Source organism: Streptococcus sp., from assembly GCF_030528045.1.
In the GTDB taxonomy this organism is placed as follows: Bacteria; Bacillota; Bacilli; order Lactobacillales; family Streptococcaceae; genus Streptococcus.
The window spans coordinates 15989-37791 of the sequence record NZ_JAUMZR010000017.1 but is presented as its reverse complement, the minus strand read 5'-3'; the positions used below and the strand labels follow the sequence as shown (position 1 = coordinate 37791).

The following is a 21803-nucleotide window of genomic DNA, read 5'->3' as shown; positions in this document are numbered from 1 at the left end:
CAAAGACATCAAGCGCAATGCTTTTGGCTATCGGAACTTTGAAAACTTTAAACAGTGTATCTATTTCGCTTTGAATACCACAAAAGAGAAGACGAAGTTCGTCTCCTCTCGCGCTTAGTTATAGGTCACCCACTACAGTTGACATGGAGCCTATTTTTTAAGGTTGTAGAATGATTTCAATCCACGGTATTCTATTTTAGCGTTTTTTGTATAAGGTTGTATAAGCGAAAATCCTTGTAAAATAAGGGTTTGTGCGTTGTAAATTACACATATTTTTTACCATAAAAATACTAAAGTTTTAACCTTTTGCCCCTTTTTTGCCCCTCACTTTTTTCCAAACTTCAGAGCAAAATAAAGATATTCAAGCGAAAAAATCGCTCCTAACCCTCTACCTATAAAGGTTTTTCAAAAATTTCAAGCGATTATCAAGCGTATTTTCAGAGCAAACAAAAAAACCGCAAGCCGTAGCCTGCGGTGAAGAACTATTCTTTGTCTTTGTTTTTATTTTGATTGTTCCCTGTAAACAAACCAATTAGCCCTAATGCAGTAGTTCCAGTTAAAACACTACCTGCAACTTGTTTATCTGTCGCTATTAAGTAAATTCCGCCGATAATAACAACGAGGGCGATTAAAAAGCCAAATAACTGTCCCAATTTATGAGAAGCAATATTCCCTGATAGGTATTTATCTTCCATCGCTCTACGATGTTGGCTTTCTGCAATACCATTATCAATAATCTTTTGAGCAGCATCCGGATATAGCTCTTGATATCCTTTGAGGATATCTGGATGTGGTAGATCACCTTGATAGATTTCCAACTTTTGCAGAACTACTTGACGTTGTTCATGTGGTAAGCGCTCGACTTCATCAACAATATTATTGACTTCAATCAAATCTTTATTCTCGGTATCCAAATTTCATTACCTCTTTCTGAATGCCCATAGTTGATTTCTTGTAATCACTTTTGACTTTCTTCCAGTCTGGGACTGTATCAGCTTTTACTTTTGGAATGTTCTGGTTAAAGCTAAAAACAGGCAATACAATTGCTGTCATACCAAGTAAAAAAGACTTAAAGTATTGAGGTTGTTTTGTATTTTTTAACATACCAAATTCCTCCTACTCGCTCCATAATATTTTTTTGAATTAACTTGATTATGACATCTTTCTTTAAAAAAGTCAATGTTTCTTACTCTTTTTAACAAAAAAATCCCCACAAGAACGAGTCCTGTGGGGTAGATACACATTTTAGAAAAGCTTTCCTTTCATTTTATTTTTTAAATTTATTTTGTCGTAATCAAGCCTTCTGGCTCAACTGTGAACTCTGGCTTGTCTGCCATTGTGCCGTCTGAATTGAGGTAGTACCAACCTGAACCGTCAGCTGATTTGATGAACTGTTTGGATTTCATATCGCCATCTTTAGCATCAAGATAATACCAATGCTCCTTGTATTTAATCCAGCCAGTGGCCATCTTACCATCTTCTTTGAAGTAGTACCATTTATTGGCAATGAGTGCCCAACCAGTGGCCATTGCACCACTTGGGAGCAAGTAATACCAGTAGCCGTCCGTGTGCTTGTGCCAAGCGTTAGCCTTCATGTAACCGTCGCTGTCGAAGTAGTACCAGACATCGTCAATCTTCTGCCAGCTATCAGCAGGGTAAGAACCGTCCGAGTTAACATGCCACCAACCAGTAGCATTTTTCTTCCAGCCAATCTCGATATCATCTCCGCCAAGCATTTCTTGGACAGTTGAACCAAGCGACTGATAATGATTGATTTTAGCAATCACATAGTCACGCAAGCTATCATTGTAACCACCGTGCAACTCGAGGGAACGTGCAGGACATGATGTGCTTGAAAACTCGTTATGAAACTTGATATTTGAATAGTTCGGAGTATCACCGTAGTAAGCCATGTCCTCTGCCATTTGTCGCAATACCATGTTTTCATTTTCGATAAACTCGGCATCTGACGCGCTAAGTTGCTGACAGACCTCATAGCTAAGCGAGTTCATGTTTGCATCGTAGTTAGCAGCGCTCCAAGTACCATTGTAAGTATCTTCAACACGAGCGATTGCATCTCTTGTAATGTAATAATGAGCGAAGCCAAGTTCAGCCTGACCGTTATCATAGCGAGATTGCAACCAATTCACATAGCTTTCAGCGCTCATAGAACCAGCGTCATTGTGCATGATGTAGTATTTAGGCTTATCCGTTGGACGCGCTCCTGCAATGCCGTTAAAAACGGTGTTATTGATGATTTTAATCATGGTCTAGTCCTCACTTGGTTTATAATAATCAAGAGCTCGTTTGCTATCAGAGATCCCTGATGTTGTTGGATCATTGACAACACCAATCAAGACAAGGATGTAAACGAATGTGTTCACACCGTCCTGAATATTTTTGGGGATTTCAAGCCCGAATTGTTGTGCCATAAGGAAGATTGCTCCTAATATAGCAATGAGTGTTGTTTTGTTTTGCAAGCGCAATTTCCAGTTAATCATTTTGAGTTTCTCCTTTTATTGTTGTTTGTTTTGAATTAAGCTTTTAAGCTCTCTTACATCCTCACCAAGCGATTTCACTTGCTCAGCTAGTACTAAGATGGCCTTATTTTGTTCATCGTGGTTATCGAGCCGCTTGTTGGCTGATGTCTTGAATTCGTTCAGATTTTCGATATCTTTCTCTAAAATCGTAAGACGATTTTCCTGCTTGGTTGCTTTATCTTTCATCGAAAAATAAAGACCAATCACAGGAATGAGGGTGATAAAGATCTGTACGAGAAATCGTTCATAACCTGGCATACAACCTCCTTCTAATCAATGCGTGGCATGACCACAGTAAGCACACCTTGCTGAAGCATTTCAGCAAGTGACTGCTCTTTGTAGGTGTACCCTTCAGATGGTTGCATTTGGAATTTCAAGATCGTTTGTGTTTCTTTTGGCCATTTTGGATTTGTGTCGTATGGATAAGGCATCGATACGATGTCACCATTCGTGTAACGGCGGTCCTTAACAAGAGGTTTAATGAACTGCGCAACTTTGCTGTAAGTATTAGTTGGCATCCCCCCATTCTGGCCAATCGCCAAAGCAATAAGAACCTCAGTAATAGCTGATATGCTATCGATGTTCTCTTTGTTCGCTGAAAGGTCTGTCTTAGCTTTTGCCAAAGTTTGAACCGCTTGTTCAATCTCGGCTTGAGCCTTCACGATGGCAGAGCCTGGGTCTAGCTCTACTTTGATGATATCCAGCACCCCTTGAATCAACGTGTCTTCTGGTTCGTTCGTGCGGTCTCCTGCGAGTTCGCGCAGGTTCGTGCTGTAACGAGGCCCATCTGAGAGACGAATTTCAACGACTGTGACAGTATTATCGCCCAGAACTCGTGTGTAAGGCTTGGAAGCCAGTTCATAGTTATTGATTGCCATTTGCCAGTTGTCCTTTCACCTCTTCAAATTTTGCTTTAAGTTTTTCATCAGATTCAATGATTTGCTTCATCTGCTCAAGTTCCATAGCAGTTACTGTGTAGAGGGCTTCGAGAGTAGCTGATTGAGTAGCCTCTTTGCTGATTTTCTCGCTAAGCGACTTAATCGCTAGAGTGCTGATTTGTTGGTCTTGTTCGTTCATACTGTTTTCTCCAATTTCTGTATTTTTTGATTGAGTTCTTGAATGGCCTTAATTAAGTAAGGCACGAGTTCAAATGTGCGATACGAGTATGCGCCGTCAGGATTTTCAAAAAACGCTTCCGGAGCGTATTTCTGGACGTCCTGCGCCATGATACCGCAAGCGATGTCTTCTATTTTTCCATCGTATTCTTTACGATAACTATACGTTTTCAAGTTTTCGATTACATCAAGACCTGAGACTGTACTAGCTTCGATATTTGACTTGTAGCGACTGTCTGAGATTTCTTTATTCATAGGAATCCAGTCGTATCTTTCATAGTTATCGTATAAATATAAATATCCATTGTTTGATGCAATTTTTTTGTAGTTGTAAGAATATATCCAGTGCCCCAACGAACCATTATTGATAAATTTTATGTTACCGCTAACCTGAAGATCTCCATGCACAATCGGTTCATTCCAAAAATGAGCTGTATTATAGCAGTGCATTTCACCAGTGTTTTTTACGAACCATGCTTTATTTCCTGGTTGATCCCAATTGTCTCCCCAATTAACCCAAAGAGAGGTTTGATTGTATCTTCCTTTTCCAGAAGAAAGACCAACATCAAAATTATTTTGTCCTGTTAGCCAGTAAGTTGACGGATCCTTATCATGCGTCCCAATCTGGAACCCTCCGATTTTCCCCTTGTAACCCTCAAGCAAGGTCGCAGAGACTACCACTGACCTGAGCTTGTTGATAAAAGCATCTTTAGCTGCAAGCGTATCTGTGAAGATGTCGCTTGAGACTAATTTGCGAGCCATAGCCAAATCCATAACCAGTTTATCAGCAGTGATGGAATTTGCTCGCAAGATGTCTGTGTTCAGAGTTACAAAATTCCCCTCACCGACGAATAAGCGCTTGAAGTACCCATCTATGGCTGTCAGTTCATCAAGCAAAGTCCTGCCTTTCAGCCGAATTTTTTCAGCTTCAATCCAGATTTGATTGTTCGTTGCGTTAATCTGTGAAACAATCGAACCAGCGCTTGTCAGATTTTGAACTGCCCATGAGCCAGCAAGTTGATTTTGAACCGTACGAACAGCTTCGTCTGTATCTTCGAGAGCAGGACGAGCACTCGTTGCAACGCTTCCTTCTTCTAATTGAGGAGCTAAAACATCAATATAGCTTCCTTTTGCACCATTTAGCAAGTAGACATAGCCAATCGATAATTTTCCAACTTTTTTTCGTTCACTTGAAAACGTCAAATATGTCCATTTATCATCTTTCAAAACAAATTCCGGACTTATACCTGTTGAATCATCATAAGACCAATAGTTTTGTATTCTAACTCTTTGTCCAGCCGTTCCTTTGACCCAGACGGACATTGTATAGGTTCCTCGTACAATCTCAAATTCATCTTGAGCAATGCCAATTATACTTTTTGGGTCGTTAGAAATTATACGTATTGCTTTGTTAAAACCAGGTGCAGGACTCCCCGAAACATCAATTGTCCGAATACTTCCAGAGCCTGAACTTCGAAATGTCTCAGAATCCCATGAGCCTGAAGCTACACGCATCTCTTTGATTCCTCTGATATAATTTCGTCCACCAGCCGAAGCCTTTGCGACCTCAACCTGAAACAGTTGATTCGTCAGAGCCATGCGAGCAACCTTATTCGAAATGTCCTTCTCGTTGCTACCGATAATCCTCTCATAGAGTTTGCTTGTTTCTTGTACACGCTGAAAATCTACAAGATTAGCTTTGCCATCAAGTCGAGAAGATAAGCTTGTGAATCGGCCATCTACTGATTGTTTGTACCCAGCGATTTGAGTAGCAATTTGGCCATTCGTTGATGTCTTCACTTCCTCAATCCGTCGCTCAATCCCACGAATTCCTTCTTGGTAAGTATTCTTGCCGACATATCCATCAACGACCTCGTTTTTTAATTTGGTTATATCAGCGGTTGCCTGCTCACTAATTTGTTTCGCTTCTTGAGCAAGAGAAGAGCTCGCACCAGCATTTCGCAACGCTTCTTCAGCTCTACGCTTGACTTCTTGTAATGGACCATTGTCAAAGTTACTGAAGCGCTGGTCGATTGTCTCTGTCAGACTTTTCTTGACCTCTTCGGCTTTTGCTTTGGCAGCGTTAAGACCGTCTGTGATTTCATTCTTGATACCTTGTACCTTACGGTCAAAATCTAAGTCAGCATTCTTGATTTCTTTTGCTAATTGAGTAGCGAATTGCCCTTGCAAGTGCTGAGTCTCATTCTTAACTGCATCATTAACGGCGCTAGAAAGCATATTGGATAAACCTGACTTAAATTTTCCAAATCCAATAGATAGTAGCTTCTTAGCCATCGGTGAGTAAGTATACTTCGTGATTTTCTTACGAACGTCCATCTTGAATCGTTCATGAAATAGACTAACAATATCAAAAATTTGAACAGGTACATCACTCTCTCCTTCAACTTGAATTTCTAGACTGTCTTCAAGCATATCGCAGAGTGTTGTTTTAAAATACTGCTCACCATATCTTATAAGAGTTGCTTCATCTTTCACGTCCTGGTCATTAACCTCAATCACATCTTCATAGATTTGACTGTATTTGTTAATGAGTGGACTATCCACCACCACAGAAAACTTGCGATCAGGTGCCTTTTCTCCCTCACCTTTGACGGTTGCCTTAAAAGTGATCCTAGTTTTTAAAGACTTCGTTGATGTCTTTTGTTGATAGCTAGACAGGTTTTTCTTATACATAAAAAGCGATTCATTTTCTGAACCGCCATTTTTAAGTAATCGAACCTGGTAACCATGACGTACAAGATCGCCACCCCACTGACCAAGGATAGAGTGCTTATCTTTTGTAAAAGCGACCATCGCGTTGACACTATCATTATTAAACGTGTGACGTTCGTCGATGTCCGAAAAGAACGAGAACGGATTATCACGAGTGATACTTCCAGCAAAACGACTCAAAGCCGTTGAACCCGTCGCTCTATCCAATGATATTGGATTGATAACGTAGTTATTTAACAATGTCATGACCTGGTTCGCATAGACTTGAATATAACCATGTTTCTTTTGAACTTCAAAAATGACAAAATCCTGTTCACCATGAAGATCATCTGCTTTTAGGAAAGTTTCTTCTTTCAACTTCTCCCACAAAGCATCTGAGGTCGGAAAGCGAAAAGTCAGTTGATAGGTACTATCTGCTTCTTGAGAAATCTTGTCTGCATAAGCAGCATTTAGAGGAGTATTCCCATTTGTTAAGTAAATCAAATTTTGTACCTCCAATTTGGTCGAATAATCAATCTAAGAACATTTCCAGTAAATGTAATTCCACTTCTTCCAGTTGGGATTTCAAAGAACCCACCACGCTTTCTGAGCGTGTTCTGGACCGCTCCAGTAGCATTGTATATGTTTTGCTTACCTTGCCGACAATCAATTGTAGCTTTTGTTTTGACATTAAGATACATTGTTTCTTGACTAATAGTGATCGATATATCTCCATCTCCCTGAACCTCAATAATCGGTTCAGAGTAAATTGTTCCTGGATTGTTAATTGTTCCTGGTCCATTATAAGATTCAGGATTAACCGTTTTTTGATAGCGAAAAGGCTGCATGTTTAGCTTTATTTTCAATTGCCAAGCATGATTACCAAAAGGTTTGTAGCTAGCAGTTGAAAAATGAGCATAGAAAACAGATTCAGGATGATAGCTAAATTCCAACTCATTGTCATTCGATTGAAATTTATCCAAGATAATCGAGATATCAATCATCTTTGTAACGTGAATTGTAAAAGTTCTGTCATAGCTATCATAAGAACCATCTAATACTCGATAACTTCCATTCACACCATGAAGCTCGGCCACCTCTCCTTTCGGTTTGGCAGCCTCAACTTCTCCAAAGTCGGTCACAATACAACCTGGAAGAGTCGATGTATTAAAGCCATTAATGATCATATAATCCATTAGAATCCCTCCCTTGCTAAAATAGAACCATGTTGTTCATAAGTATTTAATGAAATTTTCTCATTGTCTAGATAGATGTCTGACGATTTTTCAAGAATAGCTGTAAGGATAGATTCCAAACTTGACCTCATAATCGCTATCTCAGACACGGTTTTACTCTCTTGTACTTCAAGTTGAGCTGATGGCATGGCCAAACGAGCCTCAAGATTTTTCGTGACAGATGCAGTTGAGTTCAGATCCAGGTTATCTCCTGAAAATACATCAGAGATTTCTCCAGCCATTCCACCAACTGTTTCTTTTACACCCTTAAACCGTTCTTGCAGTCCTTGGTCTAAACCTTGCATGATTGCATTACCTGCAGGGATCAACAACTTACGGTCATATTCAATAGGACCTTTGTGATCACGAATCCAGTTTGCAATACCTCCAACAAAGTTTGTAACTCCTTCCCAGGCAGATTTTAAACCGCCTAAGAAGCCGTTAAGGATTGCTTTACCAGCTTCCCAAAGATTGATATTTTTAATGCCATTAAAAATATTGGTTACATTTGACACTAGACTGCTTACAGCTTGCTTCATGGTATTCCACGCAATCTGAGCACCGCTAACAAGCCCATTGATCAAACCAAGTACAAGTGATTTTAATCCGGCCCATGCTGCGCTCGCTGTTGATTTGATGTTTTCCCAGAGACTGGATAAGAAACTCACAAAGTTATTCCATAAGTTTTGAGCGCCTTGAATTAATCCAGTGATAAGATTTGACACTGTGGACTTTATCCATTCCCAGGCAATAGACGCAGCAGTTTTGATAAATTCCCAAATTGTACTCAAAACATTAGAGAAGTTCTCAAAAACTCCCGTAGCATAACCTACGATGACATCCACGACTCCAGAGAAGTATGTTTTAATACCTTCCCAAATCATGGAGACGCCATTTTGAATTCCTTCCCAAATCAGAGAAAGATCTACGCCTAATTGATCAAAGTTGCCTGTCACCAGGTCAATGATAATCAAAATAGCACCCAAGAAAATCGATTTGATAAATTCCCAAGCGCCTTCAAAGATCAGTTTAATTCCTTCCCAAACTTGAGTAAGACCATCTGAAATGTTGTTCCAAATGTTCATGAATCCGTCGATGAACTGTTGAACAACCGTCATGACAGCTGTAGTAATCGCTGTCCAAGCAGTAGATGCAGCCTCCTTGATTGATTCCCATAAGTCAGAAAAGAATGTTACAACAGCATTCCACATCGCCTTTAAAGACTCAACGTAAGCGTTCCAGGTCGTAACAACTCCTTCCCACAAAGTGCTAGCACCTTCAGAGATACCAGACCAAAGACCAACAAAGAAATCAGCAATTCCCTGCCATGCCTGCTTAATCCAATCTACAAAAACTGCCCAAATCTTTTGCCCAGTTTCTGTTTGCGTAAAGAACCAAGCTAATGCTGCAACGGCAGCTGCAATCCAGCCTACAAATGGAATTGAAGAAATAGCAGCCGAAATTGATGTTCCAAATCCCGAAATAGCTGTTTTAGCAATTGTTAGGATACCAGGTAGCCCACCTAAACCTTTAACAAACATTGCAATTTTAGTTACAGGTAATCCAACTCCTAGAGCAATTACAGCAGTTTTAAGTAAATCTGCTGCTAACTTATTATCCTTAAAGAAATCAGTTACATCCTTGATTAATGACGAAACATCTTTTATAGCATCAGTCAAGACTTTAAAAGCCGTTCCGACAAGAGTCACTCCTTGCTCGCTATCTTGTATCCCCAAAAGGTCCTTAACAAAATCAGCAACAATCTCTATGACATCTCCAGCTGCTTTTCCGATATTTTCAAAGGTATCTCTGATGTTACCAGCAATATCAACAATTTGACCTGCTGCTTCTGGAGTGAAACCTAAAGCAGTTAAGATATCGATATTGTCTTGAGCATTTAACGACCCAAAAATCATGTCAAAAAAGGTCTCAAAGATTCCAGTCACACGAGACAGTTGATCAAAAACTGCACTCCCAAAGGCATCCCCAAAAAGCTGAGATGCAATCTGACTAATCCCTTCAGTCAGAACCAATCCAAGGCCTGAAAAAACATTGCCAATCATTGGCAAAAAATTATCAAAGAGAAAGGTCGATGTTGTTTTAAGCAAAGCATGTAGAGAAGGCAGGATATTTTCCCCCAATGCCAGCTTACCAAGGACGTTCTGAGCAGCTGCTTTCATGGATTCAAACGATCCGCTAAAAGTAGATGCTGCCTCTTTAGCTGTTGTCCCAGTGATGTCCAAATTCTCCTGGATAGTATGAATGGCGCTATAAACATCAGAAAGGTTGTTAATGTCGTACTTAACACCAGTCAATTTCTCTGCATCAGCCAAGAGACGTTGCATTTCTTGCTTTGTACCACCGTAACCAAGTTTCAGGTTATCCAACATGGTGTAGTTTTGCTTCGCAAACCCTTGATAAGCCATCTGAATGCTCTCCATCGATGTCCCCATCTTATTAGCATTATCTGACATATCAATCATGGCCATGTTTGCTGTTTCAGCAGCCTTATTCGTATCACCTCCCAAAGACTGCAAGAGACTTGCTGAGAAGCCTGTCACGTTTTCCATATAGGCATTAGCTGACAAGCCTGTTGTCTTGTAGGCTTCATTAGCATACCCCTTCACCTTGTCAGCAGAACCTTTAAAAAGAGTTTCAATTCCTCCGAGCGATTGCTGAAGTGCTGCACCTTCACGGATAGCAGCTGAAAAGGCCTTGCCAATCCCTGCCGCTACAATAACCTTTTTCATAATGCCAACAAGACTAGAACCCAATGACTGTCCAGCGCTTTGCCCTGCTGCACTAGCTTCGGGATTTAGGAGTGATTGGATTTTACCAGTAATACCTCTAGCTGATGGTATCAGCTGCACATAAGCCTGTGCTATTTCTGTCGCCACTAATCCTCCCTCCAATCTTTTCTAGAATTTTCTGACGATATTCTTCAAAATCCTTACCAGAATCAAAGATCATCTCCTTACTTTCCTTAGCTTTAGTTTTACCTGTTAACTCCTGCGCAACCATTATTGGTTTGTTGATTCCTTTCTGGCCATCTGTTGTCTTAAACCAAACAAGAGCAGAAAGTCTATCAAGCACACTTGCTATCAAAAAAGTTTCAAAAGGAACTTTGCTATTGGTCATTGCTAGTTTGATCCGTGAATCATCTCTCAGACCAAAAGCAAAAACAGCTACCTGGTCAGCAGGTAACTGTCTGTAGTCAAAAATTCCATAGGTTTCAGCTAAATCACAGATAAGAGCGTCTTCGTCTGTTTGAATCATTCTAGCAAGGAGCGCTATTTTTTTAACTGGTTCTGACTTGAGAAGATCTCACTAATCTCTGCTCCCATTTTATCCAGAGGAACAATGCCATCCGCAGTTCGCACATGATTTTTCAAATCTTCCGATTTGTTACCAAGCATGAGTTTGACCACTTTTGGTAAAACTGCCGGATTTGTATCTACTTCAGCGATGGCTTCAAGCAACTCATAGTTTTCCAAACGCTCTTTTGTGATTTCAAAAGCAAATCCGGTTGAAGTCACACCACGGATTGTTTTAATTTGTGGCGCAGCTCCTCTATTTTTCTTTTTGCGATTTTGTTTTGACATGATTAAGCTCCTTTGATGTATTCATAGTGTGTGTCGTCAGCAGCGTTAGGGAAAGCAGTTACTGTCGTACCATATCCAAGAACACTTCCATCGTTATAAGTGATTTCATCGATGGCAGTTACTTTTCCTGAAGGGATAACAATACGTTTAAGTACACCACCTTTTAGGACTGTTTCGATAACCAGACAGTGATGTGGCAATTCTTTTGAATTTGCCTTAATGGTAATTCCTGACGACAAATCCCCAGATACATTATCTGGTCCATAGACTTCCTTCAAAACATGTAGGTTCAATGCTTCAATAAGCATATATTTGAATGTGTCTGTTTTTTCCTTTTGAACTGAGCTTACAACGACACCGCCCCATGCTTTAATATTTTCTGACTCTGGCGAGTTACTGTTGGTCATACCTTCATCTGAAATATAACCTAGTGCTTCAAACGCCTGATCTAACTTTGTTGTTGCGTCTGTCGGCAGTGCCGTTCCAAGGGGCGCAGAATACACCGCACCTCCAATTTTAGGTTTTGCAGTCGTTACATTTGCTTCTGTAGCCATTTAATTTCTCCTTTTTTAAAAATAATTAATATCAAATACGGCTTGATATCGATATTGTTTCGTTTCAGTGTCCGTAAAGTTGTAATCGCTGTTTAAGTGGACACCACAGATTGAATCTAATTCAATCAACCCTTTTACAGCACTTTTCACTTTCACATTAAGCTCTGCAGCCTTCTGCATAGTTGGGCCATAACTTTGGAAAGCAAAGGTCGCACTACTAGAGTGATTATGCTCCTTCCCACCTGTCTTTTGAATAATGACAAAGCTATCGGGAGCTTCAGCTTCATGTTCAAAAAATGACGGTACATCTAAATGACCGTCAAGATATTTCTTGATAGTAATTTCAATCATCTAATGCACCGCCTTCAACAAAGTGTTATTTTTCAAATTATCTCTTTTCGCTTTTCGCGTAGCTGGATAAATCATAGCATTGGCCCTTGTCTTACCAACGTGGCTATCTTGTTCATAACCAGGGCCACATCTTTTTTTAATGACCGTTGCTTCTTTGTTCAAAATGTCCTGAACCTCTTTGGATTTCAAAAGAGCTCCTACACCCGCACCAATAAGCTTGACTTTTAAATCACTCATACGCTTCAACCATCACTTTCTTATTCCATTCCAGAGGCATCATGGCTTCAATGCCTTCTAAAGGAATGCCAATCGTGCGCCACTTGCGCCCAAAGAAACGAACCTCACGGTCTTTCCACTCGTTCTGATCGCCTTTGGGGATGCCTAGCGTATAAGAAGCCTTCTTTCCAGTCAAATTGAGCTGAGTAGTGACATCTTCTGTCGAAGCTGGAACAACCAGAACATTATCTACTTGAACTTCAGTATTCTCATAGATTGGATGCCCAAAGTCATCCTTTCCAGTCTTAGTTTTTCCAATCAAGGTTACAGTAATTCCTTTAATCCGTCCCATAGATATCAATCACCCCATATCTTTGCTTTTTGAGGCCCAGACGTTTCAATTCTGAATCCTTGATAAAGAGACCACCGCCGGGCACTAGATAAGAACCGCTGAAGGAATAGCCTAAAGCGGACTCAGCCACCTGAGTCATTGGTTCCTGATCAGTTGAGGTCATCAGGGTACGAGCTACCACATCGACTGTAACGGACTTGACTACAACGGCAAAAGATGGATCAGTAACCACTAACCCATCTAAATCTTTACCAACTTTTTTAGCTTCAACGCGAAGAGAATGAGAAACAACTTCCAACAGCGCCTCGGCTCGTTTTTCCTCATCGAATTTCAACGCTCGCCACAATTTTTTCAAATCTTCTACTGTTGCAAAGTTTTCCATCTAACTCACCCTTCGTTTGTGATTAGTAAATCCAACAAAGCGGATTTATTTGCCTTGCTATCATACTCAACACCCAATTCATCAAGTTTCGACTTGATTTCTGGAACAGTCAGACGATATTCGTCTTTAAATTCACTAATGGGAACCCAGTCGCCCAGCAATTCACAATCTGTTTCAATTGTCACCAAGGTGTCTTTGTTAATATATTCCATATTAAGCCTCCACACGAGCAAATGCCTGCTCGTCAAGAATTCCCCAACCTACATACACTTGTGTACGCAAGCAAACTTCGCGGTAGCGTTTCAAGTCACGACCAGCTCCGTCTGGATCACCGTACTTAATAATTTCAAGCGGAATTTCCTCTGCATATCCCCATTTGACGGCATTTTCAAAATCACCAACGATAACATGGTCTTTTTTAGCCGAACTTGCAACAGTAGTCAATGTTTTATTAACATCAGACTTCATTCCGTAAAATGACCCTGGATTTTGGCCAAAACGGTATTCAGGATATTGGACTACCCCGTTTACCTTGATATTTCCAAGTGCTGCTCCTGCAGCAGGAGACAATGCGATCCCATTTACTTCGCAATCATTTGCTGTGATGGTTGCAACAGCAGCATCAATGTTTTCATCAATTTTACTTGCTTCATAAGCAACTACATTTCCTGTAATTAAGCCATCAAATGAGTTTGTGGCTTTAAAAGAAGCATCTGTCATTGATTTTGGTTCAAGTCCATGGAATGAAGCAATATCAATTGCTTGTGCCACTTTTTTAGACAAACCATCAATAAATGATTTGAGGTAAGACAATTGTTTTTCTTCAGAACATTTTACAAACTCCTCAGATACCCGTGCTTGGTAAGTAATCAAAATAGGTTTGATTACCTTTGGTTTCATAGTTGCACTTCCAGCGTTCGAAGGATTGCCTTCACCTACGATTTCAGCATTTCCTTCAAGATTGAATACAAATGTTTCAGTTCCAGAAAACGGAATAGGTTCTTGAGTAGTAAGTTTTGCAAGGGTTGAATGTCCCTTTACCTTACTAAAAATATCTTGGACTGTTTCGACTGGGAAAAAATCCCCTGTTTGTAGTGTTGCCATAAATTATTCTCCTCTCATTTTGTGCAACATTCCTTTTAATGCTGCATCTTTATCATCGCCTAAATTAGGCTCATTTGTTTTTAGTGGCGGGATTGATTCCTTAGGTTTCATGTATCCAGCCAAGCGCTCTGCATCTGCTTTGAAGCTATCTTCATCAGTTCCCTGCAAACGGTCGGCAAGATCGTAAGGCAATCCGTACTGCAAAGCCACACGAGTTCGCAGACTAGCCGTCTCATAATTAGAGATTTGATTCTGCATCTCTTCAAGTTGCTTGTCAGCATCTGCCTTGCTTTGATTAGTAGCTTCAATTGTTGACTTCAAGCCAACATTTTCTGTTTCCAATTCTGTAACTCGAGATTTGAGCTGGTCATAGTCGCTATACTTCGCTTTCTCACGAGATAAACGCTCCTTAATAGCAGCATCAAATTCTTCTTGTGTAGTGATTGGTTTAAATTCTGACATTCTCATGTCTCTTTTCTCCTGCTTTCCCGGCAGTTCGGTAATTTTTGGGCATCAAAAAAAGCAGTCACAAGACCGCTTATTTTAATAACTAATTTTTTGCTTTTTCTTAGGCTTGGTCGTAGCACAAACCCAGTGCGCAAGCAAAGCACTATCCATCAAAGAAATATCCATATCGTCAAAGTGCGATCGATAACCAAAACCACCATTTGAGCCAATATTCCGCTTGTCGCAGTTAGTAGCTACTTTAGACAATGATGGTTGCCCAGCGTGACAGATGGTTTTTTGGTAAATCCCCTGCTCCCAAAGAGCATTGGCCACGATGATTTCCTTCACCGTTGGCAGAATCACATTCTTGATTCTGTAGTCCTTCAACTCTTCGTCCAGTATCTTTTGACCACTTGCACCATCAATGACAATCTGAGCCACATCAGCTTGACGCAAGAAAGCAACCATCCACTCATTCCCATTACGAACAGATTGACAATCAACTGTCTCGATAAAGAGACGTCCATCCTTGGTTCGTGCAGCAATACTTAATGCCACGTTCGTTCCATCTTGACCATACTTGATACCAACAGACAGCTTGCCAGACAATTCTGGTACATCATCCACCTTGAGCTCATTCCACTCCGTTTCGGGAATGGCAGATTTTTGGTTATAGGTTGGCCAAAATCCCAAACGTTGGATATTATGGTCCAGCTTATCCTCACCAAGCTCTGCCTCAATCTTCCGCTCATTTAAGTGGTAGCCCATGGATGGATTAGAATTATACCAAGCTTCCACATCGTCGATTTCCTTTTCGTCAGAAACCGACCACTCAGCCCATCCAGAATACTTCCCTTTGCCGAAAAGACAAGTCTCACGATACTTCGTAAAGACCGTACCACTTGAAACTGGTGTCGGAGGTGTCCCACACATGATTGTGATAGGATTCTCACTATCCGTCACCGTGTATTTCAAAGCAGATTCTTGCTCGGTCGTGTACTCCTGAGCCTCGTCAATGATCAGCATATCAAAACCTTCACCAAGACCACCATTTGATGTCCTAGTACGGAATTGGATAACACCACCTGTTGAATAAAGTTCAATACGCTCCTGCCCCTTCGCTCGAATCGAATTGAAATCCTCACCATCCACATATCCCATTTTTTCAAGGTATCGCTTGACCTTTTCAAAAGAGGAATGAGACGTAGAAATCCGGTGAGCCGTGTGAAGGATATTCAAACCCTTATGCAAGCCCCAAATTTCTAGAATATAAAGGATTTCAGATTTCCCATTACGACGAGGAATAGAGTAACCAAACTTCTGATGCACCCAAAGACCATTTTTATCAACAGCCATCAAAGGCAGCAATAGATTCTTCTGCCAAGCATAGCAAGAAAGCCCTGTCCGCTCGTAAAGTTCAATCGCTTCTTTAGCTTTTGAATTTTTCTTGACGTATTTTAAAATCACCGATTGAGTAGGATTCTGATTGCCAAGTTTCTTCTTCCTCGCCATTCTAATTTCCTTTCAATCGTCATCGCATGATAACCCTGTCGCTGGGAGATATCGGATCACCTCCTAAACTAAAGCACAATAAAAGCACCCTTTCGAGTGCTTCAAATTTCTTATTTTCGGTCCGAAAAGAAATCAGCCCAAAACGGATTCTCTTTATCAAAGATTTCAATCTCTTCTGAGCTCATATTATGAGGATAATCTTCAAAAAGGTTATAGAATTTTTGCTTGTCGAATGTGATTAGCATCAAGCCTCTAGCAAACCATGCTGTATCAACCCACCAAGTTTTATCGCCATCATTTTCTTTGTAGCAATATTCGGACCAATTCACTTCTTCATATTCATCTTTCATGACCCTCGGCCCCTTTCATCTGTTGAGAATCTGCTGTATTGATAAAACTCAATATCTTGTGAAATTCAGGATTGTCTTTCAAGGAATTCACATCAATAAGATAACTATTCGCATCGTATTTTCTCCCACCTACACTGTGAGACTTCTGAGCTTTAAATCTTTCTTTCAGAACAATGTTATTGAATGGTTTAAACCCATTTAACGTTCTTGATTGAAGTTCCAAATACTCAAAACGACCTTCGTTTTTCCTTATAATAGCTGCATGCCTACCTGTTGCTAAGTAGTATTCATTTCCACTTTCTACTCTCCCCAACAATTCTTTTACCGCAGTAAAATCATTAGTGTTTTTGACCACATGCGTTTGAACTCCAGGAAGATTTCCAATCATTTTAATTCTGCTATCTCTAGAAAAGAAGTCGCAGCTTTTACCACCTCTGAAGTCTAGAACAGTATATCCGGCTTTATTTCCTATGTAAGCAAATGCCGCTGATGAACATGATCCTCTAGTCCTATCTCCACCACCAACAGCTTCGATAATTTGTTCCTCAGTTAATTTTTTACGACTTTTTTTAATAGGATTTGAAAGAATTCCGTTTTGAAGTGCTAGCTTTCTCACTTCACTCATTTGCAAATCTTTGTTTATGTCTTTTCTTACTTCTATTTTAACATTTTCATCTTTTTTTCTCCAAATTTTATTCCAAATATCCTGAACTTTCCCGTTTTTAGGATCATAATCTACAATACAACGACAACGCTGATGCCTTCTATAAATGTCCTTTGGAACTCTTGGATATTTATAACTCCCCTGAACTTCTTGGCACCATTCGCAACAATGAAAATACGATTTTCGGACAATCTCAGGTTGCAATCCAGACTGATGATGAAACTCCGCATTTTTCTGTATACTATCATCAATAATGGACTGTGTGAAGTTCACAATAGGTTCACCAAGCAACCAACTGACATCCTCAAAATTCTCCTCAGACGAAAAGCGATTGACAATGCCAGCAATTCGATCCCGATTTAATTCAGGAACTTGAACTTTCAGACTGATTTTTGCTTCATCGTTCAAATTCTTCTGAACATCGCCAACATAACCACTCACAAGCTCGTGATTTCGTCCTAGCACGTCTGTCAGCAAGCGCTGAGCGATATTGTAATACATTTTTCCGTCTGGCAATTTATCGGCGCTCAGAGACGTTCCTAAAGCCTTAGAGAGAATTTCTCCAACTTCAATCGCAAACTCATTTGCAGTTTTGTAAGTGGCTTTTTTTGCTTTTAACGCAGCAAAAGCATTTCTGACAATCTCGCTCTTGCCAAAATCTCGTTCAAATCTATCCTGAACCTCTTGTAAGATACCAGGTAAAACATCATTCTCCATTTGAACCACCCTCGCTCACCACTGGCTTAGCTGACATATCTCCAGCGATACCAGTAAGGTCTCGAATTGTCTCCGCATTAATGTAACCAGGCAATGCCTGATTCAATTTCACAACACCGTCACCAATCATAGTCATTGTATTCGCATCCGCTTCAAACAAAGGCTCCCATTTGACTGTGGTTCTTACAAATTGGCTTCTAGCATAACGAAACTCATCACGCAAACACGCTGCAACATAAGCGACATTTAACAATCCAGCACCTAGCGAGCGCTGAGCCTTTCGACCTGCTAGCCTAAGATTCTCATGACTAGCCTTGATTGCTTCTACTGATGACGGATTATCTGATACAAAGCCAAGGTCATCCAAGGTCAAGCCCATTTCCCCAGCAAATCCAGCAGCAGCCGTTCTTAGCTGTTCTGTAAAAGGTGACATGCTAGCAGTGGTAAATTGACCAACGCTCGGTTTCTCGCCTTTATCACTAGAAGAAATCGTCAACAAGCTTGATACAGTAGCTTTCCATTTCTCCATAGGCTCTGCATCAGGATCAAGTCCAAGAATGTATTTCTGTGGCCATGAGTAGAACTCAGCAGTGATATCCGCCCGTTCCAAAGTACGCTTAGCATATTTCTGATAATACATACCTGCCCTAGTGATTCTCGACCGACCAAACGGACGGACCGCATCAGGACGATGAATGACCGGAACCAGCAAAGGAATACCCGTTTCATTCGTAACCGAGTAAGGCTCCCCATCTTTCGGAATGAAGTGAGTAGCATTTGGCTCAAAGTAGGCTTCAAGTGTTGGACGATTGTAATCATCACGAGCCAACACCGCATAACCTTCCACAAGCAAGCCAGTTATAGGGTCAATGACACCTGTTGCATTGCTTGATTCAATGACTTGTAACCTCACCTCATCATCTTCACCCTTCGAAATGTAGACGAAGCTACATGAACCAATCAACGCAGCTAAAATAGCACTATCAAAAAAAATGTCAGGATTGTTCCGATTAAAGATTTCTGTAACATTAAAATCATCGTTAGCAAATGCCCTGAAAATCAAACGATCTGCAAGACTATCAACGCCCTTTGCGGCCCAACCAAGGACAGCTTGATACTTTGCCCTGATGTGTGCAGGAATTGTGATTCCTGTAGGTGCTTCATAGTGCTGCATTGCATAATGCTTGTATCTCAGATTGACTCTACTCTGATAGAAATTCAACTTTCTCCTAAGATAATCAATACCTCTCAATTCCAAACCGCTCTCCTTTCATTTTGATGATTTGGCGCGAGAAAAAATGTACAGTGACGGCGTGAAGCTCTTGAGCGCCTAGAGGGAGGGGGATACCCCCCTATCATCAGCTAGGACTTACTTTCACACATATCTGTTATTTTTTCGAGTTTTAAATATTTTTTATTTTTCTTTTTTTAGAAAATATTTTTAATTCTTTCATTAAGACTTCAAGCTCTATACCTAGTCCAGTCCCTAGACTGTGGCAAGTTCCTGTTACCTACAACAGTAGCATTGGCCGATCTGTCATCAGCGTAAAGCTTGTCAGACTTCTGTCTGTTGCACTGCCAATGGGCAAGTTGTAAGTTACGAATGTCTGACGGATGACCGTTGCGATTGATTGGAATAATATGGTCAATGACCGGAGATAGAGGGTGTGGGTACTTCAATGATTTATCGACGGGGAGTCCACAAATCCCACAAGTATTTTTTGTTTTGAGAATAATATTTTTATTCTTTTCAAAAGCAACTCGGTGAGGACCACTCCTATCCGGTCTTTCCTTTGGGGTATTCATTCAGGGATGGTCCTTTCTTTTTAGTAGTGGGAGCTAAATTTTTATAATGTAAGGGGGGTGTTTTTTCAGTCTCTGACACCCTTGTATATTTAACATATCTTATATTCTGTTAAATAAAATCAACATCATAAAACCTCAAGCATATCAAGTGCTCACATCTGTTTTATTAAAAACTAATTTACATTTTTTCAATGTGTTAAATAAATAGGTTTTTAATAGCTAAAATTCATCATTGAATCATCCAATTCATCCTGCTTAATACCGATATAATCAAGTGTGATGTCAGGTGATGAATGATTAAATAATTCCATCAAGATTGCTACGTTTTGGTTTCGTCTGTAATGATGATAGCCAAATGACTTCCTCATGGAGTGAGTTCCAATATTCTTTAAGCCAACATGTTCAGCTGCCTGCTTTAAAATTTGGTAAGCTGCAACTCTTCCAATGTGCGCGATACGTACACCATCGGTCCTGACCTTTTTTTTGCTTGGAAACAGATAGTCATAATCTTGTAGATCATTTGTTTTGATGTAGTGATTTAAGGCTTTTCTTAATTCTGGATTGATAGCAAATCGCTTGACTTTTCCTGTCTTTTTCTCAGTGACTTCGATTCTATCACTCGTAACATGTTTTACCTGGAGAGGTATGATATCACTGATGCGCATTCCAGAATATAGACCGCACATAATTAGAACATAGTTTCGCTCACTCTTTGATTTTAAAAAGTCTTTCATCCGTTCAATGTCATCAAGTTCACGAATAGGTTCTACTTTTTTCACGATATCACCTCCAAACTCAGAGAAAAAGACAGGGTGTGCCTGCCTTTACAATTATTTCATAATATAATTTTAGCACATAAAATCATATATCCACTCCGAACTTACTCCGAATTTACTCCAAAAAAACTCCGAATTTACTCCAAAATCTCAACCTGTTCACCATTGCGGTATAACTCTGCCAATGCCATCAAAGCTTTCTCCAAAATATCATAGTATGAACTTTCTGAAATTGCTAAATCCCGAGAAATTACTTCATCTTTCTTGCAATCCCACTGAAGATACTTTTCAAAAAGTATCCTACGATATAGAGGATCGTGTAAGTTACTAACTGCTTGTTCAATTGCATCAAGCTCAATCTCTGCATCGACTTTTCGTATAGCCAATTTTTCAACTTGACTATCTCTCCCGCTTGATGGATTTCGTGGCATGAATGAATATGTAGTAGTCACTCTCTGCCCATCAGTGTCATTTGCCACACGACGCCATCTAGGGTAGCCTTTTAAAATTCTCTTGGCATTTTCTTTTGTTTTGTCTTCGTTTATATCAGGAAAGAAGGGCATCGCTCACCTCGTTTCTATCTCAAGTAATTCTTCCGTCAAAATCTTCGTGATTTCTTAAAATAAACTGGTTTGAAAGGTTGAGAGCATTTGTTCCTGCGCCTTCTTGTAAAAATCCTTTTTTATTTCAAAACCATAGGCTGACCGTCCCATTTCGATTGCAGCCCTCAAAGTTGAGCCGCTTCCAGCTACTGGATCAATAACAACATCATCTGGATCAGTAAAAATTTCAATCAATCGTTTTAAAATTGGTATAGGTTTCTGCGTTGGATGAATTGCGGGATAGTTACTATCCTTCTCCCAAGGAGCATGATTCAATACCATTGCCCCACCATTGTTGAATTTTGGTAACTTGTCACGATATAAAACCGTCGCTTCTTCAACAGCACCAACAATCTTCATGTTTACTTTTAAAACTTGTGGACTTGATTTCTTCGTAAAATAAAGCGGATAAGCGTTATTAAAACCGTGTTTTTTACCACATTCAATAACCATTTCTCGCTGTTGCCAGGCATGAAAGACAATCATGGCAGGCGCTTTTCCCTTTTCTTTGGGTTCTTTCTTCAATAACCGACTGCAAAAATCGAAGAAATTATTGATTTTGAAATCATTATCCGTATCAAAGAATGACTTTCCTGCCAGCTTGCTCTCGCCGTTTTTATTATCTCCATCCTTGTACCAACGTGGATCCGAAGCATACGCATTATCACCTAGATTATAAGGAATATCAGCTATAATTAACTGCGCCCTTGGAATCTGATACCTTTTAGCATTTTCAAAATGATCGTTGTATAACTCGTATTTCATT

28 protein-coding genes are annotated in these 21803 nt (G+C 40.1%); all 28 read right to left on the bottom strand.

Annotated features, from left to right (window positions below):
* Positions 1-482 precede the first annotated feature (482 nt).
* The 28 genes from Q4A91_RS04785 to Q4A91_RS04650 all read right to left on the bottom strand — a co-directional run bounded on the left by Q4A91_RS04785 (position 483) and on the right by Q4A91_RS04650 (position 21802).
* Positions 483-914, bottom strand: a complete 432-nt coding sequence (locus Q4A91_RS04785; protein ID WP_153226143.1) for a DUF2335 domain-containing protein — start codon at positions 912-914, stop codon at positions 483-485.
* Complete coding sequence (locus Q4A91_RS04780; protein WP_303209132.1) at positions 898-1104, bottom strand: hypothetical protein; 207 nt, start codon at positions 1102-1104, stop codon at positions 898-900. Before Q4A91_RS04780 ends, Q4A91_RS04785 begins: the two co-directional genes overlap by 17 nt.
* Positions 1105-1280: 176 nt before the next feature.
* A complete protein-coding gene (locus Q4A91_RS04775; protein ID WP_303209130.1) occupies positions 1281-2267 on the bottom strand; it encodes an N-acetylmuramoyl-L-alanine amidase in 987 nt (328 codons plus the stop codon).
* A 3-nt stretch (positions 2268-2270) separates the two neighbouring features.
* Positions 2271-2501: a phage holin gene (locus Q4A91_RS04770; RefSeq protein ID WP_303209129.1), complete on the bottom strand. Its 231-nt coding sequence runs from the start codon at positions 2499-2501 to the stop codon at positions 2271-2273.
* A gap of 15 nt (positions 2502-2516) precedes the next feature.
* Positions 2517-2798, bottom strand: coding sequence for a hypothetical protein (locus Q4A91_RS04765; RefSeq protein WP_036756718.1), 282 nt, complete (start codon positions 2796-2798; stop codon positions 2517-2519).
* Between the two features lie 11 nt (positions 2799-2809).
* Positions 2810-3418, bottom strand: coding sequence for a hypothetical protein (locus Q4A91_RS04760; RefSeq protein WP_303209126.1), 609 nt, complete (start codon positions 3416-3418; stop codon positions 2810-2812).
* The gene (locus Q4A91_RS04755; protein WP_303209125.1) at positions 3405-3617 is read right to left on the bottom strand and encodes a hypothetical protein; all 213 of its coding nucleotides are present in this window, start codon (positions 3615-3617) and stop codon (positions 3405-3407) included. Before Q4A91_RS04755 ends, Q4A91_RS04760 begins: the two co-directional genes overlap by 14 nt.
* A complete protein-coding gene (locus Q4A91_RS04750) occupies positions 3614-6871 on the bottom strand; it encodes a phage tail spike protein (RefSeq protein ID WP_303209124.1) in 3258 nt (1085 codons plus the stop codon). The genes Q4A91_RS04755 and Q4A91_RS04750 overlap by 4 nt, the downstream gene beginning before the upstream one ends.
* A complete protein-coding gene (locus Q4A91_RS04745; protein ID WP_303209122.1) occupies positions 6868-7563 on the bottom strand; it encodes a phage tail protein in 696 nt (231 codons plus the stop codon). Before Q4A91_RS04745 ends, Q4A91_RS04750 begins: the two co-directional genes overlap by 4 nt.
* Positions 7563-10499, bottom strand: coding sequence for a PblA (locus Q4A91_RS04740; protein WP_303209120.1), 2937 nt, complete (start codon positions 10497-10499; stop codon positions 7563-7565). The genes Q4A91_RS04745 and Q4A91_RS04740 overlap by 1 nt, the downstream gene beginning before the upstream one ends.
* Positions 10450-10878 carry a DUF5361 domain-containing protein gene (locus Q4A91_RS04735; RefSeq protein ID WP_303209118.1) on the bottom strand — a complete coding sequence of 143 codons (429 nt, stop codon included), beginning with the start codon at positions 10876-10878 and terminating at the stop codon, positions 10450-10452. Before Q4A91_RS04735 ends, Q4A91_RS04740 begins: the two co-directional genes overlap by 50 nt.
* A gap of 14 nt (positions 10879-10892) precedes the next feature.
* Entirely contained in the window at positions 10893-11156 is a 264-nt protein-coding gene (locus tag Q4A91_RS04730) for a hypothetical protein (protein WP_303209140.1), read from the bottom strand.
* A 50-nt stretch (positions 11157-11206) separates the two neighbouring features.
* On the bottom strand, positions 11207-11758 hold the full coding sequence (locus Q4A91_RS04725; protein ID WP_303209116.1) for a phage tail protein: 552 nt from the start codon (positions 11756-11758) through the stop codon (positions 11207-11209).
* A 15-nt stretch (positions 11759-11773) separates the two neighbouring features.
* Complete coding sequence (locus Q4A91_RS04720) at positions 11774-12109, bottom strand: hypothetical protein (protein WP_303209115.1); 336 nt, start codon at positions 12107-12109, stop codon at positions 11774-11776.
* Complete coding sequence (locus tag Q4A91_RS04715) at positions 12110-12346, bottom strand: hypothetical protein (protein WP_303209113.1); 237 nt, start codon at positions 12344-12346, stop codon at positions 12110-12112.
* Positions 12339-12677, bottom strand: a complete 339-nt coding sequence (locus Q4A91_RS04710) for a hypothetical protein (RefSeq protein ID WP_303209111.1) — start codon at positions 12675-12677, stop codon at positions 12339-12341. Before Q4A91_RS04710 ends, Q4A91_RS04715 begins: the two co-directional genes overlap by 8 nt.
* Positions 12664-13059, bottom strand: coding sequence for a phage Gp19/Gp15/Gp42 family protein (locus tag Q4A91_RS04705; RefSeq protein WP_303209109.1), 396 nt, complete (start codon positions 13057-13059; stop codon positions 12664-12666). The genes Q4A91_RS04710 and Q4A91_RS04705 overlap by 14 nt, the downstream gene beginning before the upstream one ends.
* Before the next feature lie 5 nt (positions 13060-13064).
* A complete protein-coding gene (locus Q4A91_RS04700) occupies positions 13065-13271 on the bottom strand; it encodes a HeH/LEM domain-containing protein (RefSeq protein WP_303209107.1) in 207 nt (68 codons plus the stop codon).
* 1 nt (position 13272) lies between these two features.
* Positions 13273-14163 (bottom strand): phage major capsid protein, encoded by an 891-nt coding sequence (locus tag Q4A91_RS04695; RefSeq protein WP_303209105.1) that lies wholly within the window; start codon positions 14161-14163, stop codon positions 13273-13275.
* Between the two features lie 3 nt (positions 14164-14166).
* On the bottom strand, positions 14167-14625 hold the full coding sequence (locus Q4A91_RS04690; RefSeq protein ID WP_303209103.1) for a DUF4355 domain-containing protein: 459 nt from the start codon (positions 14623-14625) through the stop codon (positions 14167-14169).
* An 81-nt stretch (positions 14626-14706) separates the two neighbouring features.
* On the bottom strand, positions 14707-16122 hold the full coding sequence (locus Q4A91_RS04685) for a terminase (protein WP_303209101.1): 1416 nt from the start codon (positions 16120-16122) through the stop codon (positions 14707-14709).
* Positions 16123-16232: 110 nt separating this feature from the next.
* A complete protein-coding gene (locus Q4A91_RS04680; RefSeq protein WP_000651132.1) occupies positions 16233-16472 on the bottom strand; it encodes a hypothetical protein in 240 nt (79 codons plus the stop codon).
* Positions 16462-17853, bottom strand: a complete 1392-nt coding sequence (locus Q4A91_RS04675; RefSeq protein ID WP_303209098.1) for a hypothetical protein — start codon at positions 17851-17853, stop codon at positions 16462-16464. Before Q4A91_RS04675 ends, Q4A91_RS04680 begins: the two co-directional genes overlap by 11 nt.
* Positions 17843-19111 (bottom strand): hypothetical protein, encoded by a 1269-nt coding sequence (locus Q4A91_RS04670; protein ID WP_303209096.1) that lies wholly within the window; start codon positions 19109-19111, stop codon positions 17843-17845. Before Q4A91_RS04670 ends, Q4A91_RS04675 begins: the two co-directional genes overlap by 11 nt.
* 203 nt (positions 19112-19314) lie before the next feature.
* A complete protein-coding gene (locus tag Q4A91_RS04665) occupies positions 19315-19659 on the bottom strand; it encodes an HNH endonuclease (RefSeq protein ID WP_303209093.1) in 345 nt (114 codons plus the stop codon).
* Between the two features lie 212 nt (positions 19660-19871).
* Positions 19872-20438 (bottom strand): site-specific integrase, encoded by a 567-nt coding sequence (locus Q4A91_RS04660; protein WP_303209091.1) that lies wholly within the window; start codon positions 20436-20438, stop codon positions 19872-19874.
* 134 nt (positions 20439-20572) lie between these two features.
* Positions 20573-20998: an ArpU family phage packaging/lysis transcriptional regulator gene (locus Q4A91_RS04655; protein ID WP_303209090.1), complete on the bottom strand. Its 426-nt coding sequence runs from the start codon at positions 20996-20998 to the stop codon at positions 20573-20575.
* 54 nt (positions 20999-21052) lie between these two features.
* A complete protein-coding gene (locus Q4A91_RS04650) occupies positions 21053-21802 on the bottom strand; it encodes a site-specific DNA-methyltransferase (protein ID WP_303209089.1) in 750 nt (249 codons plus the stop codon).
* Position 21803: the final 1 nt, after the last annotated feature.